The 18,302-nt window shown below is 67.3% G+C and carries 13 protein-coding genes and 1 pseudogene; 7 read left to right on the top strand and 7 right to left on the bottom strand.

From position 1 onward, the window contains the following. Positions 1–357: 357 nt before the first annotated feature. Complete coding sequence (locus tag P2Q00_RS43025) at positions 358–1,704, bottom strand: pentapeptide repeat-containing protein (protein ID WP_275780215.1); 1,347 nt, start codon at positions 1,702–1,704, stop codon at positions 358–360. Between the two features lie 142 nt (positions 1,705–1,846). Further along, positions 1,847–2,218: a hypothetical protein gene (locus P2Q00_RS43030; RefSeq protein WP_275780216.1), complete on the bottom strand. Its 372-nt coding sequence runs from the start codon at positions 2,216–2,218 to the stop codon at positions 1,847–1,849. A gap of 192 nt (positions 2,219–2,410) precedes the next feature. Here P2Q00_RS43030 and P2Q00_RS43035 point away from each other — a divergent pair, with 192 nt between their 5' ends. Continuing rightward, positions 2,411–3,037: a nucleotidyltransferase family protein gene (locus P2Q00_RS43035; protein WP_275780217.1), complete on the top strand. Its 627-nt coding sequence runs from the start codon at positions 2,411–2,413 to the stop codon at positions 3,035–3,037. Here the strand turns inward: P2Q00_RS43035 and P2Q00_RS43040 are convergent. Continuing rightward, a complete protein-coding gene (locus P2Q00_RS43040) occupies positions 3,012–4,124 on the bottom strand; it encodes a site-specific integrase (protein ID WP_275780218.1) in 1,113 nt (370 codons plus the stop codon). The two genes, P2Q00_RS43035 and P2Q00_RS43040, sit on opposite strands and share 26 nt — an antisense overlap. Before the next feature lie 70 nt (positions 4,125–4,194). Beyond that, positions 4,195–5,355, bottom strand: a pseudogene (locus P2Q00_RS43045) (IS3 family transposase). A 200-nt stretch (positions 5,356–5,555) separates the two neighbouring features. Here P2Q00_RS43045 and P2Q00_RS43050 point away from each other — a divergent pair. Both P2Q00_RS43050 and P2Q00_RS43055 read left to right on the top strand, forming a co-directional pair. Further along, positions 5,556–5,855 carry a hypothetical protein gene (locus tag P2Q00_RS43050; RefSeq protein WP_275780219.1) on the top strand — a complete coding sequence of 100 codons (300 nt, stop codon included), beginning with the start codon at positions 5,556–5,558 and terminating at the stop codon, positions 5,853–5,855. 359 nt (positions 5,856–6,214) lie between these two features. Then, positions 6,215–9,526 carry a CHAT domain-containing protein gene (locus P2Q00_RS43055; RefSeq protein ID WP_275780220.1) on the top strand — a complete coding sequence of 1,104 codons (3,312 nt, stop codon included), beginning with the start codon at positions 6,215–6,217 and terminating at the stop codon, positions 9,524–9,526. A gap of 62 nt (positions 9,527–9,588) precedes the next feature. Here the strand turns inward: P2Q00_RS43055 and P2Q00_RS43060 are convergent, their stop codons facing one another. Continuing rightward, the gene (locus P2Q00_RS43060) at positions 9,589–11,127 is read right to left on the bottom strand and encodes a hypothetical protein (RefSeq protein WP_275780221.1); all 1,539 of its coding nucleotides are present in this window, start codon (positions 11,125–11,127) and stop codon (positions 9,589–9,591) included. 11 nt (positions 11,128–11,138) lie between these two features. Further along, on the bottom strand, positions 11,139–12,362 hold the full coding sequence (locus P2Q00_RS43065; RefSeq protein ID WP_275780222.1) for a hypothetical protein: 1,224 nt from the start codon (positions 12,360–12,362) through the stop codon (positions 11,139–11,141). Between the two features lie 300 nt (positions 12,363–12,662). Between P2Q00_RS43065 and P2Q00_RS43070 the strand changes: the two genes are divergently transcribed. From P2Q00_RS43070 to P2Q00_RS43085, 4 genes are all read left to right on the top strand, one after another. Next, positions 12,663–13,670, top strand: a complete 1,008-nt coding sequence (locus tag P2Q00_RS43070) for a hypothetical protein (protein ID WP_275780223.1) — start codon at positions 12,663–12,665, stop codon at positions 13,668–13,670. A 583-nt stretch (positions 13,671–14,253) separates the two neighbouring features. Then, entirely contained in the window at positions 14,254–15,447 is a 1,194-nt protein-coding gene (locus P2Q00_RS43075; protein WP_275780224.1) for an OmpA family protein, read from the top strand. Positions 15,448–15,472: 25 nt separating this feature from the next. Then, entirely contained in the window at positions 15,473–16,756 is a 1,284-nt protein-coding gene (locus tag P2Q00_RS43080) for a hypothetical protein (protein WP_275780225.1), read from the top strand. A gap of 181 nt (positions 16,757–16,937) precedes the next feature. Next, positions 16,938–17,369, top strand: coding sequence for a type III secretion system chaperone family protein (locus P2Q00_RS43085; RefSeq protein ID WP_275780226.1), 432 nt, complete (start codon positions 16,938–16,940; stop codon positions 17,367–17,369). Positions 17,370–17,678: 309 nt separating this feature from the next. Here the strand turns inward: P2Q00_RS43085 and P2Q00_RS43090 are convergent, their stop codons facing one another. After that, positions 17,679–18,020 carry a hypothetical protein gene (locus P2Q00_RS43090; RefSeq protein WP_275780227.1) on the bottom strand — a complete coding sequence of 114 codons (342 nt, stop codon included), beginning with the start codon at positions 18,018–18,020 and terminating at the stop codon, positions 17,679–17,681. Positions 18,021–18,302: the final 282 nt, after the last annotated feature.

Here is an 18,302-nt window from a genome sequence, read left to right on the forward strand (position 1 = left end):
TCACGTGCCGAACGTGCCTTACAACCCCCAGATAATCCGTGAGGCAAGTACCGGCCGGGCCACTTGGCTCACATGTCTTCTCCGAACTACTGCGAGACGGGACTTCGTCCGAGATCAACCCGGACCCGTGTGTTATCTAGGGTCCGGTGTCTGACTTCGCAGCTCAGCGGCTATGCAGGGGCTACAGGCACATTAGGCACGTGACTGCTCGTGAAACTGGGATCGCACCCCGGAGGGTTGCCAAGATAACGGCCCCGATGATTGCCAGTCGCCGCAGCGAGCCCAGTGTCCAGCGCTTCCTGGGCCAGGCCATCCGTCATGGCCGAGTCGACGGCGTTGCCGAGCTTGTCTGCCTTCTCATTCTCGGTCCCGAAGAATAGGAAGTAGCAGGCCAGCCGGTGGGGCGTCCAGTACACCGGCGTCGAAGGTCGGCCGATGGGTCCAGGCCGCATTCGATCGAAAGTCCACTACGCCACCGCTGAACGAAACTCCGGCGAAGGAAATATCGCTATTGATGAATCTGGCGCGATCGAAGTAAACCCTCTCTTTACCAGTGAAGACAGCCTTGCGGAATGAGACAGAGGCGCCCGTGAAGTGCACACCCGCAAAAGAGACCCGCGTCCCATTGAAACGGGTTTCGGCGAACGAGACTTCACCGTCGGTAAAGTGTGCATCGTCGAAGAACAGTTCGCCGCGATAGAGCGTAGTGAGCACATGAGGACGATCACTGTTGGCCGCGTCGGTTCCAAAGAACACGCTGGCACCAGTGAAGCGGGCGTGGAAGAATCTCACCTCAGCTCCAGTGAAGTCTGCTCCTTCGAACGACACCTCGCCCCGTGCGAAACGGCCTTCCGAGAACCACACCTCACCCCCCGCGAAGCTGGCACAGGAGAACATCACCGTGGCTCCAGTGAACCGAGCGCTCCGGAAGAACACCCTACCTCCGGTGAAGTGCGCACGTTCGAATGACACCTCTCCGCCGCTGAAGTGGGCGTCGTCGAACGACACCTGACCTCCGGTGAAGTGCGCACGTTCGAATGACACCTCTCCGCCGCTGAAGTGGGCGTCGTCGAACGACACCTGACCTCCGGTGAAGTGCGCACGCACAAAGGAGACTTTTCCCTTTGCGAACCGCGCGCCAGTGAAATTTCCGCCGTCGAATACCGCACCACTGAAGTCGAAGTCGTGCCCCTCCCACGAGGTCCCGAAACCGGTGACTTCCTCCTGCAGGTGATCACGGATGATGCGGATGACCGTGTGTCGGACCTCGCGGTCAGCCTGCCAGGTCAATCGCTCCTCGCTCGGTGCGGTCTCGGCGGGCTCGGCCGGGTAGGGCATGCGTAGATACGCACAGAGGACGTCGATACAAGTCTGGCGACGTTTGTCCCAGTCGTCGGCGAGGCCTGCCATCGCGTGGACGCCAGCCAGCCGACAGGCAGGTTCCTCATGCCCGAGGAGGCTGGCGGCCGTCGCGAACCGCTCGTTGAGCAGCCGTACCCGTTCATGGTCCAATGCTTCCTTGGCGCTCTGGCGGAGTTGCTTAGCTGAGAGCCAGGCTGCCAGTACTGCGATGCCACCGCCGATCAGCGCACCCCCAAGAGCCCACCATGGCGTTCCCGGCGCTGTCCCCTGGCCGGGAGGCTGAGGCAGCGGACCTACGGCAAGCGCCCCTAAGACGTCCACCAGGCTGGTCAGCGTCGTCATGGCTGTGACGGTAGATCAAAGTCGTCGGATTCTGGCAAGGGCTCGGCGAGGACCGCCGACGCGCCGGAAACGCGACGCGTCTCTGACTCGAACATGACTTCAGGGGTTGACTCACGTCTGACTGCGTCGCAGTCAGTCCGTTTTATGCCGGTTCTCGGCGTCGGCGTTTCGAACTACGAGTTGGCCGATCGGTGGCAACGAACACCGGCAAGTTCCTTCGTCGCTCATTGGAGTCAATTTGGCCGATCTTGTCATCGGTGGCCGCGAGGCTGACGGTCAGCTGCTCGACGTCGCCCAGCCATCCTTCGCGCTCGGCTTCGGTGATCCTGGCGTGGAGGTTCTCGCGGATCTCTTCCAGGCGGGGCCGTTCGCCTGGCCCCACGATTAGTATTGGGCATCGAACATATGCGTGCTCATGCACGCAGCTGCTTCCGTATGCTCGGCCGCACTGTCCCAGGGCCAGCTTGCGCCGCTCGAAGTGCCCGAGGAACTCCTGCCACTCCTCGTCGGTCACCGCCCGGTACTCCCCGGCGGGCCGTAGGCCGCGGTGCCGGGCGATGAAGGCTCGGTGAGTCTCGATGGCGTCTTCCGGGTAGATCGCTAATGGTGGAGTCGGGTATTGGAACTCCCGGAATACCTCCCGGATGCGGGGGTGCTTGAGGCAGCTCTGGCCCCTCCGGCGCACGAGCTGTGGTAGGCAGGGCTGATGATCAGCCGACTCCCTCTCGATCAGCAACTCGAGTCCCTTCGTGCAGTTCTGTCCCGTAACGGTATGTTGACGGAGGTGTTGGCGCGGGCTGCGACGTTGGATCTCCCCGGGTGGTATGTGACGGCCGGCTGTCTGTTCCAGACCGTGTGGAACGTCGTCACGGGCAGCCCGCCGACCAACGGCATCAAGGACTACGACGTCTTCTACTTCGACGCCGGTGATCTGTCCTGGGAAGCCGAAGACGCGGTGATCAAGGCCGGGCGAGAGATCTTCGCCGACCTGCCTGTAGAGGTCGAGATCCGTAACGAGGCACGGGTTCACCTCTGGTATGAGGAAAAGTTCGGGGTGGCGTGTCCACCGTATGACTCCACCGAGGCGGCGATCGACAGTTTCGCCGCCACGACATGCTGCCTCGGAGTACGAGTGGAGGCGGACGGTCAGTGGCGCGTGTATGCACCGCACGGCCTGTCGGACGTGTTCAACCTCGTCGTTCGGCCAAACCCGGTGCTTGCCCCCCGGGCGGTCTATGAGACGAAGGCAGCGCGGTGGCGAGAGCAATGGCCCGAACTGACTGTCCTGGACTGGCCTTCCACAAGCGTCACGTCGAACTCGTCCGGCGACTGACGTCGGCGGCGTAGGCGGCCCAGTCCCCGCCGGATGCCTTCTGCCACTGGACGGCGACCTGGATGTGGACGCCGAGCATCCGGGCGAGGATCGCGGCGGGGAGTTCTGCGGCGAGGGTGAACAGGGCAGTGGAGCGGTCCTGTTGGGGGCGAATGCCGATCTTGTGGAGCCGCAGGCCGATCTGGCTGTCGCTGAGCGAGCGACCTGGCTGGCCTCCAGGGAAGAGCCAGGGGCCATCATCCGGGGTGCCGATCTTGGCCTTGCCTCGTCGGTTCGCGAGGAGTTCGTGGACCAGGGTGGCCAGCGACATGGGGAGGACGACCGGCGAGGTCCCGAAGGTGATCGCGACGGTCTCGCCGCTGATATTGACGTCGTCGACGGTGAGTTGGCTGATGGTGGAGATCTTCTGTGCGTAGAGGATCAGCAGCAGTCCGGCGACGCGGTCCGCGGTGGGCAGGGTGTCGTCGTTGAGGAGGCGTCGTGCGTCGGCCCAGCGTTTCTCGCTGTCGATGGTGCCCTGCGGGCCCGTCCAGCGGACGGTGCCGAAGGTGAGGCCATGGGCATGGCGGTGCTGTACGGACCAGCGGACGAAATGGCCGGTCTCGTCACGGTAGGTGAAGGCGGGATCGGTCATCCAACGTTCCAGGTCGGCTTGCGTGCAGGTGCCCAGGGCAAGTCCCTGGGCGGCGAGCCAGGTGAGGAAGTTGTCGGCGGCGGTGACGTGGCAGCGAACGTTGATGTCCTGGAGCTGGGTGGTGTGCTGGTCACCGATGCGCCGGCGGAGTCGGCGCAGGTGGTGCCAGACCGCGTAGCCGTGCAGGATCCGGCGTGCGGTGAGGTCCGTGCGGGCCTGGACCGTTTCGGTGATCCATTTCTCCAGAGCGACGAGCCGTTCGTCACCCGGCGTCAGGGCGCCCGTAGCGACGAGGACGCTGCGTAGGTGCGCGAGCACCTTGCCCGAAGGAAGGTCGTCGAGGATGTCGTGGGTGACGCGACGTTCGTCGCGGCCGATGCGTTCCAGCAGGTCCTGGACCTTCGGCCGGGAGATCCAGGCCAGAGCGACGTCGGGGCGCTCGGCAGTCGTCAATGCCTGGTGGAGCGGCACAAGTTCAGGAGCGATGGTGCCGGGGGCCTTGACCCGGAATCTTGGACACGGGCTATGCGGCTTGGGCCAGGGTAGTTGATGTTGTGCCGAGTGCTGTCTCGTAGGCGATGGGGCTGCGGTGTCCGAGGCGGGAGTGACGGCGTCGGGTGTTGTAGCGGTGCAGCCAGCCGAACGCGTCGAGGCGGGCCTCGCGCTCGCTGGACCAGTGCTTGCGGCCCTGGAGCGTCTCTCGTTTGAACGTCGCGTTGAAGGACTCGGCGAGTGCGTTGTCCGCGCTGGAGCCGATCGCGCTCATCGACTGGCGGACGCCGGCCTGGCGGCACGGCGAAGGTGCATGACCGCTCCGGCGATGCTGCCGCGGGTGCGTTCGGCGGCCAGGGCGTCGGTGACGAGGTCGGTGCGCATGTGGTCCGCGATCGCCCAGCCGGCCAGGCGGCGTGAGGCGAGATCGATGACGGTTGCCAAATACAGGAACTTCCCGCCCTCCAGCGGGAGATAGGTGATGTCGCCGACGTACTTCGTGTTCGGCTCGCTCTCGGTGAAGTCGCGGCCGATCAGGTCCGGGGCCTTCACCGCGGCCGGGTCCGCGGTCGTGGTGCGGTGCCTGCGACGAAGCCGCACGCCTGCCAGGCCGATGCTCCGCATCACCCGCGCGATCCGCTTGTGGTTGACTCGCTCACCGTCGCCGCGGAGTTCGGCGGTGATCCTGGGGACGCCGTAGGTGCCGCCCGATTCGTGGTGCACGGTCCGTATCCGGGTGGCGAGGCGGGCGTCGGCCGCCTGCCGGGCGGCCCGGTCCGCGGCCGTCCGGCACCAGTAATAGAAGCTGGAGCGGGCGATGCCGAGGATGGTGCACAGCCGCTTCACGCCGTAGCGCGCTGGTGGTCGGCAACGAACTGGAAGCGGTTCACCAGCGCGTCTCCCCGGCGAAATACTTCGGCGCCTTGCGCAGGATCTCGCGTTCTTCCTCCAGTTCGCGGACCTTCTTGCGCAGAGCAGCGTTCTCCGCCTCCAGCGGTGTCGACGGCTCGGCCGGCAACTCCGCCCGGCGTCCGCGCGGCCGGCTCGCGCCGGCTGCCCGGACCCAGTTCCGCAAGGTCTCGGGGTTGATTCCCAAATCGGCGGCAACCTGCCGGATCGTCGCCTCGGGCCGCGACTGGTACAGCGCGACCGCGTCCGCCTTGAACTGCGACGGATAGTTCTTCATGACCACGAGATGTCCGTCCTCAGATCCTCAGGATCCAGTGTCTCGTGTGTCCAAGATCAGGGGTCAAGGCCCGGTGTCCCACTGTCACTGGATGACGCCTCAACAACTGCAAACCGTGATCACGTAGGGGCTCAACTGGAAGGCTCGGAGACTGCGGCACACACTGGAAGTGGACCAGATAATCGGCAAGCAGTCATGGACTGGCTATGGAAGCGAAATGCACCATCTGCGGGAAGCCCACTGACACACTCCTCTGCCTCCAGGGAGGCGGCAAGTGGCTGACCGGCGTCCTGATGGCACTGGGAATCTCGCCCGGTGACGCCAAATACATGATCGGCAACCTTCTTGACTGTGAACCCGACGAGGTTTTCAGTCATCAAAAGTACGAAGATTTGCCGCTGATCGTCTGCGCCGACTGCATAAAAAAGTCGGGCAAATTTCCGCCCCCTGAGCCTGCTGGGATACCGAATCCCACTGTTCTCGTTCAGCCGGCCGATTGGCACTGAGCGAGAGGATGGGCTCTAAAGACTGCGGCGTCTATCGCGCTGCGCGAGCATTCAGCTGCAAAGTGCAGCAACAGGACAACGCGCCCAGCCACTCCTAGACTAGGGGCGGAGCGCTTTTCTCCTGGTTCGACGAATGAGCGGTTCACTCGGCTGCAATATCACCTGAAGCCAGCTTGCCGCGCAGGGCAGCCAGGCAACGGACGGGTGAAATAACCTACACCAGCGACGGCCGGGATAACGGACTAATCGACATCTGCCGCAAACCGGTTTCCCCTGGCGGCTTACCGTTCCCGGCCCCGGTGCAGTCCGGTACACCCGGCCCCGTCAAGAGCGCTAGCCAGATAAGGGGCTCAGGACACATGACGCGCGAGAGTCTGTTGGCCGCTGTGATAGAACGGCTTAAAGAGTTTCATGCGACGGGTAATGCCCGAGTAGTTCTTGAACCCAGGGCGCTGGCTGAGGCCGCGGCCTTGATGGACTGCCGTACGGACCCGGTGTCTGACTGGGAGCCTCTGTGTGCGGCCGGTCTCCTGCACTGGCAGCGCTACCTCGCTCTTCCGGAAGACCAAGGCCCGGAAGAGCTGGAGCGGGCAGTTGAGCTTCTCAGCCCCGTGTACCGGGAGAGCCCAGACGTTGTCCCCGGGCAGATTCGAGAGTTCCTTGATGAGGTGACTACTTGGCACAACCGCGCCGTTGACCTGCTGGACGCGGCCGACACCCAAGACCGCGCCGCAATCGAGAAGGCCAGAGACCTGCTGCAGCGGGCGCTGGAGTATACGGCGCTCATCGACCCCCTACGCGCGATGTATTTGTCGACCCTGTGCAGCGCGTTGGTGGACTTGCACGCCAACACGGGAAATCTGGACGTGCTCGCGGAGGCCGTGCGAATCGGCCAGGAGGCAGTCGAGGCGGGCAAGGCGACCGGAGTCGACGATCCGACACTGGCCCGCTACCTGTCCCACTATGGCCAGGTGCTCCACGTGTGGCACGAGCGCGTGGACGACCTGAAGGCGCTCACGCAGGGCATATCCGCGCTGCGCGAAGCGGTCACGAAAAGTTCTGCCGAGGACCGCCCCGACTTTGTACGCGCCCTCGGCAACGCGCTGCAGGCCATGCACGAGCGGGTGGAGGACCCGGAGCGGCTGAAGGAGGCCATTGAACTGGGCCGCGAAGCACTGGCAGAGACTGCGTCCGGCCACCCACTCCGATGGTCCTCCCTGGGCAGCCTCGCCGGCGGCTTGCTGCTCTGGCACAAACGCACGGGAGACCCTGCCGCGCTGGAGGAGGCGATCGGGTTCTACCGGGAAGCCGTCGAGGAGACTCCTCCTAGGCATAAGGGGCGTGGGGCCAACCTGTCCGCCCTGGGTATCGCCCTGCGCGTTCGATACGACGCGACAGGCGACCTGACCACGCTTGACGATGCCATCGACAACCTGCGGGAAGCCGTCGCGGTGACCCGTGGCGGCCCTCTGCGGCCGGGATTCCTGACCGGCCTTAGCAATGCTCTGAGAGTCCGCTACGAGCGGATACCGGACGAGGCGACGATTGAGGAAGCGATTCGCACCAGCCAGCAGGCGGCCGAGGAAGTTCCGCCCGGCGATTCCCGGCGAGCTGGCATCCTGACCAATCTGGGCGGCGTCCTAATGGCCCGGCACGAGCAGACCGGCGCCCCGGATCCTCTCGCCGAGGCGATCACCGTGTTGAGGCAGGCCTCGGAGGAAGCGCCGGACGACAGCCCCAATCGGGGCATCGTTCTGTCCGGCGTGGGCCTTGCGCTGCGGACGCGTTACGAGCGTACGGGGGACTTGTCCGCCTTGGAGGAAGCAGTTCAGTACTGCCGGAGAGCAGTCGCGGCAACCCCCACGGATCCCCCACCCCCACACCCAGACAGCGCCAAGGTTCTGGCGAACCTTGGCGGCGTATTGAACGCCCAACAGCAGCATGCGCGCCCCGGGGACACCGCGGCCCGCGACAAGGCTGCAGGGGCGTTGCGAGAAGCGGCGGGCGTGACCGCCGCGCCGCCCAACGTCCGCCTGTGCGCTGCCCGTGACTGGGGCCGTCTTGAGGCAGCGGCCGGGCACTGGGCGGAGGCGGCCGAGGGGCTGTCGACAGCCGTCGGCTTGTTGCCACGCTTGGCTGCACGCCATCTGCAACGAAGCGACCAAGAGCATCAGCTGACCCACTTCCCGGGGCTTGCGTCCGATGCCGCGGCCGCCGCCCTGCAGTGCGGGAGGGCGGACAGAGCCATGGAAGTGCTGGAGCAGGGGCGCGCAGTCCTACTCGCCCAGGCCCTGGAGTCCCGCAGCGACCTCACCGAACTGCACAAGCACGACCCCAAGCTGGCCGCACAGGTCAACCAACTGCGCCAAGCACTGGACGACGACCTCTACACTGCGCCACTCGTAACCGACGGCCTCGGATCGGCTCCAAGAGGCTCGGCGGATCGGCGCCATGCGCTGGCCCTCCAGTGGGACATCCTGATCCAAAAGATTCGCAACAGGTCAGAACCCGAACTGCAGCGCTTCTTGCTGCCCCCGAGCCTGGATGACCTGCTCCCTGCCGCCCAGGCAGGCGCGATCATCACCGTCAACGTCAGCGGATATCGCTCCGATGCTCTCATTCTGACCCCCCAGGGGGCGCATGCCGTGCCGCTGCCCGCCCTCACCCCCGAAGCGGTGGCCGGGCACGTCGCGACATTCCTGACCGCGGTCGAGACCGCCCAGAAGAAGCGCAGGGACGCAGCAGACCGCGTGCAGAGCACACTCGGCTGGCTGTGGGACGTGCTCGCCGAGCCGGTGCTCACCGACCTCGGCCTGATCACGCCACCCGAACACGGCCAGCCCTGGCCACGTATCTGGTGGTCGCCGACCGGGCTGCTCAACTTCCTCCCCCTCCACGCGGCTGGCCACCACGATCGCCTGACGCAGACGGCGCCGCCCACGGTCTTGGACCGGGCGATCTCCTCCTACACCCCAACCGTCCGTGCCCTGCAGGACGCCCGGCGGAAGCAAGCCCTGGACCCCGGCCTGGAATCGGAAGGCGGCCGTGCCTGGTCCATGGAACAGCTGGCCCAAACAGCCCGCCAGCTCGTCGTGGCCATGCCCCGCACTCCCGGTCAGGCCGACCTCCCCGGAGCAGAACAAGAGGCACAGATCATCACGCACCGGTTTCCCGGAACCGAGTTCCTGCTGGCGGCCGCGGCAACACGCGACCGTGTACTCGCAGCTCTCCGGGATTGCTCATGGGCGCACTTCGCGTGCCATGCCTACAGCGACATGGCGAGCCCTTCGAACAGCCACCTGCTCCTCCACGGCGCCCCCTTGACTATCGTCGACGTCTCACGGCTGCAGGCCAACGACGCCGCACTGGCCTTCCTGTCCGCCTGCAGCACCTACCGCGGCGGAGCGGCGCTCCCGGACGAGGCAGTCCACCTGGCCTCCGCGTTCCAGCTCGCGGGCTATCAACACGTCGTTGCCGCGATGTGGCCGGTGCTCGATCAGTCGTCGGTCCAGGTGGCCGAGAGGATCTACGCTGAGCTGGACGCCTCCGACGCCCTGGAACCGGACGTTGGAGGGACCGCTTCCGCCTTGCACGCCGCGGTCCGCGAGCTCCGCGCAAGCAACCCGGGCGACCCCCTGCGGTGGGCCCCCTACGTCCACGCTGGCCCGTGATCTCACGGTGCCCGGGTGAAGGCACGGCGGCCGCGGGGCTGGCTGGCCCGGCATGAGGCCGGTCAGGCGGGACGGCGGGTGGCAAGGGGCTCGACGAGGAACGGCTCGGCCACGGGGACGGGGGCACGAAGAACGTAGGCGCCCCAGGTCAGGCCAGGGGCGAGCTGCATCAGTTTCTGGGAGATCCGGTGAGCTCGTTTGGCTGCATCCGCTGCCGCACCAGCGGCATGGAAGGCCTGCTGCCAGCAGTACTGGGCGTAGCCGAGGCTGACCGCGTACCGGTCGTCGTCAAGGCGCTGCCAGGCGCCGCCAGCTGTCTGCCAGGCGTCGCCGGCTGACCGCCAGACGTCGGCCACGGCTGGCGGGGGGAAGCCGGAGTAGCGGGCCACCTCGGCGGCGGCCGCCAGGTCGGCGGCGACGGCGCCGAGGCGGCAGGCTGCTTGCAGCTCGCGCTCCCCGGGAGGTACCACAGGCCGGGCGGGGTCCGACAGGATCTCCATCCATAGCCGGTGGACATCGACGGGACGGTATCCGCCGGGACTGATGGCAGGCAGCCGCATGGTCGCGGTCAGAGTGTGGTCGTCACGCCGGCAGGCCGCCATCGCCAGGATGGTCCCATCGTCCTCGCTGGCGCGGGCCCACACGTGCCTTGGCAGCCGGGTGTCTGACTGTGCAGCCAAGGGGGCCTCGATCCGCAGCGTCCTGGGGATGGGGGCGAACGTCCACCGAGCCGGACCGGCGAGGGCGGAGCGAGGCAGCAACACTGCGTCGCCCGGCAGCGTGCCCTGCAACATGGCGGCGACCGAAGACGCGTCGGCCTCGCGGACTGGTTCGGCCAGCCTGAACGCGCCCGCCGGGGACTCCTCGGCTGCGGTTACGCTCATGCCTCGATACTCGTGAGCCTCCAGCGCGTCCAGCCGTTCTTGCACCTCCTCCTCCGACAAGCGGACGCGGGAGGAATACGGCCCCTCGATCGCCTGCAACCAGCCCACCACGGCCTGCTGGTCACCGACCACACTGCGAACCACCGTCAAAGGGGCGCGCAACCGAGCGGGCTCAGGCAACCACCGGGCGAGAGCTTGCTGCGGAGGGAGGGCTTCCAGCGCCTCTGCGGCCAGGTGCGCCTGCTCGATCGCGCACTCCTCGCGGAGCCCCGCCTCACGGGTGAGCAGGGCAGCTTCGGCCGCCCACAGCGAGGGCTCGTCGACCTCGTCGTCGCGGACCGCCTCCAGGAGCACCAGCCGGCAGGCGGCTCGCCACCGGTTCGCAGAGCTGGTGTCCAGCGGCACGCGGCGCTGGGCACTGCCGGTAGAGGGGGCGTCGCCCAGCAGCGCGGCGACCTGCCGTCCGAGCAGCGACGTGACCAGATCGACCGCCTCTGGGTGGGCTCTGGGCCGGTCATCGGAGGCACCGAGCAGCACCTCCAGCCCGGTGGCCTGGCCGCTGGCGCGGTCCACACGCAGCAACAGCCCCGGCGCCAGGGTGAGGACGGCTCCCCCCGCTGGCCCTACCGGCTGCTCGCCGATGCGCCAGGCGGCCAGGTCGGCGTCGTAGCGCACCCCCACGTCCGGCGGCGGACTCGGCGGGGTCGTCGTGCCCATGGCTGCCCCTTTCAGATGATGAAGACGGCGGCCAGCCGGTTCAGCGCCCCTGCTGTCTGGGTGAGTACGGCAGCGGCGTCCGGGCGTGGGCAGTCCTTCGCGTGCTTAGTCACGGCACCGGACGTCGTTTCAAGTTCAGACCCCAGTTTCGTACGCAGGCCGGCGCGGTGATCAGCGGTATGGCGGAGGCGGTCCGGGCTTCCCAACCAGGAAACCGAGTCCTCCGTCTGCTCCAGGGCGGCCTCCACCGGGTCCGGATTGCCTCCCCGCCGGCTGCACTCGCTCGCATAGTCGCCGAGGCGGGTCAGTATGTGTTCGGCCACCGCCGTCCGGCCCAGCTCGCTCGCGATCGCGAACAGCAGTCCGGGCCTCCCGGCGGATGCCGCCAGCCAGGCCGTGTGGATCAGCCAAGTGCCCAGGCAGGGGTATAGCCGGGACCGGGCCTTACGCGCCCGGTTCCCGCCTTGCGCAAACGTGTCAGGGTCTGCTTCGGCCAAGGCCTCGGCAAGTACGTCGTCCACTCTGATCTGCTTGGACCGACTGGCCTGATCGACTGGCCGTAGATCACCCAGCTGGTTGACCAGCGTGAAGACTGCGACGGGGACTTTCTGGTTGGCCGCTCGGTTGCGGTACGCGTGCAAGGTTTCGTGTACGGGGCAGCAGGCGTTCTGGGCGGCGTACGTATTGACCGCTTGGAGCAGGATTGCCAGGTCCTGCTCGAACTGGGCTTCGTCCTCGTGCCGATCCTGCTGCTGCAGGTAGGCCTCCTCCGCGCTTTTCGTGCTGGGCACGGGATGCCACCGTCGCCGCTCGGCCGGTATCCACGTCCAGGACACCTTTCCCGAGCCGTAGATCGCCCGCGTGCAGGTGATTCGTGCGACCCGCCCCACATGAGTGCCCGCGCTCAGCACCACCCGATCCTCGGCCAGGGCCGAGTTCTTCAGCGCCGTCCAGGTGGACCGCTTGAGCCGCAGCAGATTCCTTGCCGGGAGCTCCAATTCGGCCACCAGCCGGACGATGAGCGCGTGGAAGTCCGAACTGAAGTCGTCTTCCTGCAACGCGTTTCCCCTGTCCCGGGTTGCCAGTTCCTCTGTCCCGGGCTCACCGGGGCGCGCCTGGAACTCACAGGCGCGGTCCAAGTACAGCACTGAACCGAAGACCCGCTGCTGGATCTCCGGCCAGGCATCGGCCATCGACTGCCCGCCCCGGGTCTTGTCTGCGTTCGTTGGATCCATCAGCTGTCTCCGTTCGGCGCCTGCGGTGCTGTGCGCTCTGTCCGGCCGTGTCTGCGGACCGCTGCCCCACGTGCTCCAACCGTCGCCGTGCTTCAAGGATGTCCCAGCAGCCATAGTCCCGCGAGCCTGTGCCTGCCCTTCGCATGGTCACCCGGGGCATGGCCATGGCAGCTCCGCAGCCACCGGGGCATCGCTCCGATGAGGGGGCGTCCCCATTCCCGTCACAGCCAGCACAGCCCGTGGGTGCTCTGTACAGGCATCGAATCGCGGTGCCGTGTCTCGGGAATCAAGGAGAAGATCATGCCTTTCGGAATCAGCAAGAGGTCGGCGGGCGTCGCGCCGCCGGTACAGGGGCCGGAGGCGGGGCCGCCACTGACGATGCAGCCGTTGTCCGAGGAAGAGAGGGAGCGGCTGATCGAGGCTGTGGTGGTGCTGGGGCATGAGCACGACCGTGACCGATGGGATAACACCGAACTGCATCTGGTACTGCCCGCACTGCTGGCGGGACATGCTTTGATCAGCGCGGCGGCCACGCCGGCCCGGGCAGGTGTCGCCCGCCTCGTCGAGGCCTCTCACGCCGCCGCGGCCGCGCGGGCCAGGCACGACAGGGCCGAGCACGGTGGCCGGCTCAGGGCGGCCGAGCAGGCTCGGGACGAGGCAGCCCGGGCCAGCCGGGAGCTGGCAGCGCGGCACAGACTGAGCTCCACCGACCCACTGGCGGGCGCAGCGGATGACGCGGAGCGGGTGCTGGCTGCGGCCGCGGCCGCGGCGGCTGCCGCACGCGCCGAACTCGACGCCCTTTCTGAGGCGGCCCGGAAGGCCCGTGAGCGGTTCGAGATCGTCTGGTGGGAGCTGGCAGGACTGCTGGGCGAACTCTCCCAGCACTTGGACCAGCGATACGCGGATGCGATCGGGCCACTGCTGCTGGCCCGCGCGCTCGGCGGCCACACCGGGGCGCTTCCGCCCGACCTCATCCAGCCCGACATCAACACCGACCCACCCGGCGGTACCGTGCCCGGCATCCCCGACCCCGGCAGGATCTTCCCGATCTTCGGCGCGCTGCGCCTGCCCACCCTGCCGACCCCGGCACTGGACACCGCCCGGGCCGCCCTGAATCTCTACCACCCGTGGAAGACGGAGCTTCAGGTCCCGGCGAGTCCCGAGAAATCTGCTCCCACAGGCGGGGCAGGGCGCGACGGCGCCGCCGGAGGCGGAGACATCCTCGATGCCCGGCGCCGGAACGACACGCCGCTTCCCGCGGTCTCATCCGGCGGCAGCACGAACGGCCACCGGGAAGAGCCCGCGTAGCCCTCCAGATGGGGAGGCCCGCCATTCTCTGCGCGCCTCCCCATCCCCGCGCGCACGCACGAGGTGCAAGGTGGGGCCGGGCCACCCGATCTCCGGTTGTCCGGACTCGCAGCGCTGGCCACGCCCTCACCCGTGTCGCTGGCGCGATGGCCCTCCGGGCGCCCTGGACCGCGCGCTGCACGCCGTGATTCTGCTGGCTGTCGGCTTGCCCTGGCCCCGTGGCGCCTGGCCGGGAGTCCCGCCGTACCTGGCCTGGTGCGTCACAGGGACGCCAGCGCTGCCATGCGCTCTCGTCATGCATGCTTCGGATCCGTATTGAGGGTGGCGGTTTCCGCAAGCTCAAGGACCCGGACCGGTCGATCTGCCCGCGGCGCTGACACCGGCTCTCGTCCCACCCGTTCCGGGCTGCACCCTGCCATTGGTCAGCCCCTTTCCCTTCCACGGTCCTTGAGGACCTGCGTGCTTTCCGCATCTCGGGTTGGGCTGTCCCGCAGGGGCGGCTGGGTTTCCCGTCACGCGAAGTCCCGCCAGCAGCCACAGTGTGACGGCCCCGCCCGGGGGCCGGATGAGAGGAGTGTTTCTTATGCATCGTGTTCTTGGCCGGATAGTCGGGCCTGTGTTGACCGCGGTGGCGGTGGCCAGCACGGCTGTGGCCGCGACCGGCTGCTCGTCACCGCATCACAAGCCTGCCGATGTCACGGTCGCCGTCACCGCGACGAGCGCTGAGCCCGCCCCGGCGTTGCCCGAGTCGGTGATGAAGGAGCTGCACCAGGCCGCAGCTGCGTCGAAGCGGCCTGGGGATGCTGTGGTGAGGCTGCTCGTGGGCGGTGGTGCCCGGCCGCAGCTGGCCTTCGCCGCAGACCTCACGCCCCGCCGCAGCAATGGCGCCGTTGAGCACAGCCCCCGCCAGCGTGAAGGCAAGATCCAGAAGGGACTCGAGGCGTTCGACAGCCGGCTCAGGACCGCCCGGTCCGGCGCCCCGGGGCTCGATCTTCTGAACCTGCTCGACCGGGCGGCCCGGGTGCAGTCTCATACGCGGATCATCGTGATCAGTTCCGGCCTGTCGACCGCCGACCCGGTGGACTACCGTCAGCTCGGCCTGTCCGGGGATCCGCAGAAGGTCGCCGCCGACCTGAAGGCGCGTCACCTGCTGCCAGATCTGTCTGGCCACCAGATCTCCTTCGCGGGCCTGGGAGAGACCGCCGGCGGTCAGTCGGCGCTGCCCCCGGCTGCCCGACAGACCCTTCAAGAGACCTGGCGCCGGATCTGCACGCTGGCCGACGCCAGCAGCTGCCAGGTCATCGACGAGCTCGCGGCGGCGATGCCGCCGACCGCCACCAAACCCGTCCCCCGCATCAACGTCCCCCTCACCGTAACCCGTCCGGGCCCCCGGCCCGGCAGCCAGAAGGCATCCCTCCCGGACACCGTGCTCGGCTTCCGAGCCGACAGCGCGGCCCTGTCCCCGGCCGCGGACGCCGCCTTGCGTCCGCTGGTCCAGCTGATCAACACCCGCCACCTGCGCGCCGACATCACAGGACACGTTGCCGACGTCGGCCCGGGCCACGACGGCATGCAGCTGAGCCTGCGGCGGGCCCGCGCCGTCGCGGACCGTCTCGTCGCTCTGGGAGCACCCCGGGGTGCCCTGCGCTCAGTCACCGGCCGCGGTGACCTCGACCCGGTCATCCACAACTGGACCAACGGCTCCTTCAACGAGGCCCTGGCCTCGAGAAACCGCAGGACCGAGGTTCTGCTCGACACCACGACCACCACCCGCTGAACACCCCATAAAGGACATCACGATCATGGCCATCACCGCATTCACCACCTCACCACCGTCCTCCGACGGCTCCCTGTCCCCGACGGCTACCCGGGGAGCTGTCTCAAAGAAGGACGTCCTCACTTCGCTGCTGGGCCGCGGCCCTATCCCGCGCAGCATGCTGGCCAGCGTGCTGGCGCTGGTGCGTGAACAGCACCGCATCGGCGCCCGACGCGCCCCCGAGACCCGCACCCAGCGTGAGGGGTACGAAGAGACCCGGGGCGCCGCCTCCGGCGAGCGAGTGCTCGCCAAGGGGGAGCGGGACCTGAGCAAGCTCACCGAAGCTGCCGACGGTCTCGCCGCGCGCCGGGCGAACCTGCTAGCCGCTGCCGAGCGCCGGGACCACGACCACGTGGTCGGCCCCCAGGGCCAGCTGCTGACCGTGGGCGAAGCCACCGCCCGCCACCAGGAGTTGCAGGACTCCATCACCGCGGACGTCGACCGGGGCAGCCTGCTCCACCGCCGCGTGGACCCACGGCTGCGGCGCTGGGCCCTGCGCGTTGCACTCATCGACTACCCGGTGCTGTTCTACTTTCTCGGCTCGGTCTTCAACGTCGACTTCTCGAACCTCATGAGTACGCCCTTCGAACTGGTGATGACCGGGGTGTTCGCCCTGTTCGGCACCGCCGGGGTGGCGCTCGCGCTACGCATGTTCGGAAAGTCGCTGCGCGCCCACAAGGACGAGCATGGTCATCTCCGGCTCCCCAAGGGCGGACGCGTCATCCCCATCGTCCAACTGTGCCTCTTCGGGGCACTCCTGGCGGGCGCCGGCTGGATCATGGCCTACCGGATCGTCTCCGACTCCGCCGCCTCCGGCCTGCCGCCCACCCTGGCCTGGACCCTGGGCGCCTTCTTCGCCGTGATCACCGTCGCGGTCAACCTGGTCGTGCTCTCCGTGGAGTACCACGACGGGTCCATCCTCAGCGAACAGGCAGACCACCTCACCGCCCAGCTACTCCCCGTCCGCACCCGGCAGCAGGCGGAGCGCGGCCAAGCCGATCAGCTGGCCCAGCAGATCCGGCTCCTGCAGCGCGCGGGGGAACGCCTTTCCCGTCGGGTGACGACTGCTGCCGGTGACGGCCTGGGCGCCGCCCACCAGATACTGCTGCTCGCTCGGAGCTACCACGGGGGCTGTGGCCCCGAAACGATCAACACCTACCCGAACGGTAGCCATCACCGGCCATCTGGATACCTTCACCCGGCCCTGCCCGTCGACACCCACGCGCTGGAGTTCACAGCACAACAACTCCGCCACGACGAACAGGATTGAGGAGCGCCGCGGCCCTCGGGGAAGGCACATGCTGTGCCTTCCCCGAGGCTCCCACCGAGCGCCGCTGATTCTCGCTCCAGAGCAGCACCCTGCCCGAGCGGTCCCTCAGCTTCCCGTCACACGGGCTCCCGACTAGGTGCATGGGGCAGAGGCCAACCTCTGGAAAGCGAGGCAACATCCCATGAACGCCGATTCCTCAAGGCCCGAGCCGGGGTCGATAAGCCGCGACCTGATCAAGGAGACGCTCCGAACTCTTGAGGTGCGGTTCCTCATCGACGGCGATGGCGACGTCATCACCCTCTGGCCTGACAGCTGCATGTGCTTCCTCACCGCTGGCACCCGCAGCACCATCTACGTGCACCAAGTCCACCTCGACAGAAGGTTCGCCCTCGACAACAGGCAATACCTTCTGGAACAGATCAACGACTGGAACCGCGACCACTACTGGCCCAAAGCCTTCGCAGTGACCGACGACATGGGCGAGGTACACGTGCACGCCGAGTCACAATTCGACTGCACCGCCGGCATCACCCCCGAGCTGTTCACCCACACCACCGCATGCTGGATCGCCGCCGCCCTCCAGTTCGTGGCGTGGATCAACCTGCGAGCCTGAACGGCGTCAAGCCGAACCGATGAGTTCCCCCCCGGGGCGCAAACACAACACGGTCATACAGGCGTGGGTCCGACCGCTCGCCGCCAGGGCCGCCTCGAAGGGGCTACCTGACGGGCCTCGTCACTTTTCTAACCACCCTCGGAGTCTTCGCCCAACTGGTTCCCGATCCGGGAACCAGCACGGATGACCAGGCAGACCCGATGATGCCAACGGAGGAAGCTCACCCGGGAACCCTCACGCCCCAGCACCGGAGGTCCACGCAACGCGGTCCACGCTTCTGCAGATCAGTGATGCTCTTCGGTAGCTCACTCAGGCAGCACGGAGCAGCAGCAAGTAGCCCGCTCCCGCCCGGTGGCCCTCTCGTATGACGTACGGTTCGTACATGTCGTAGAAGGCGGCACCCTCGGATTGCTCTCCCACCTCAAAGCCGTCTTTCGAGTAGATGGTGCGACCGTTCACGGAGCCTGCTCCGTACCCCCAGTCGTTCTCGACCCGGCCGTGCTGGTCGACGTATCCCTTCTTGTTCCCCCGGTCGTCGTACACGCGGCCCGCATCGTCGACGTAACCGACCTTCTTTCCGGCTGTGTCATATATCGACCCAAACCTGTATGAACCGCAATCTCCCCCATGGTTGTCATATAGCGTTCCCATGGCGCACTTCCTTCTGAAATACATCCCGTATTCCAGTCTGCGCACCCCGCGGCAGCCTCGCCCTGCGGCAGGGCACCAGTACGCGCACTGCCTTCCGCCCCGGTTCCCCGCAACTGCGGCATCGGCGGGGACAGCGTCGCGAGTCACAGTGATCCGAGCGTGTCTGAAAGATCGTGTAAGTCCGTGATGTGAAAACCTGGCCCGGGGCTCGCCCTCGGGCCCTCGGGCCGGGCGGATCGGACGAGTCATGGCAGACAAAGACGAAGCGGCCGCGTATGTGGC

This window comes from Streptomyces coacervatus (assembly GCF_029223485.1).
In the GTDB taxonomy this organism is placed as follows: Bacteria; Actinomycetota; Actinomycetes; order Streptomycetales; family Streptomycetaceae; genus Streptomyces; species Streptomyces coacervatus.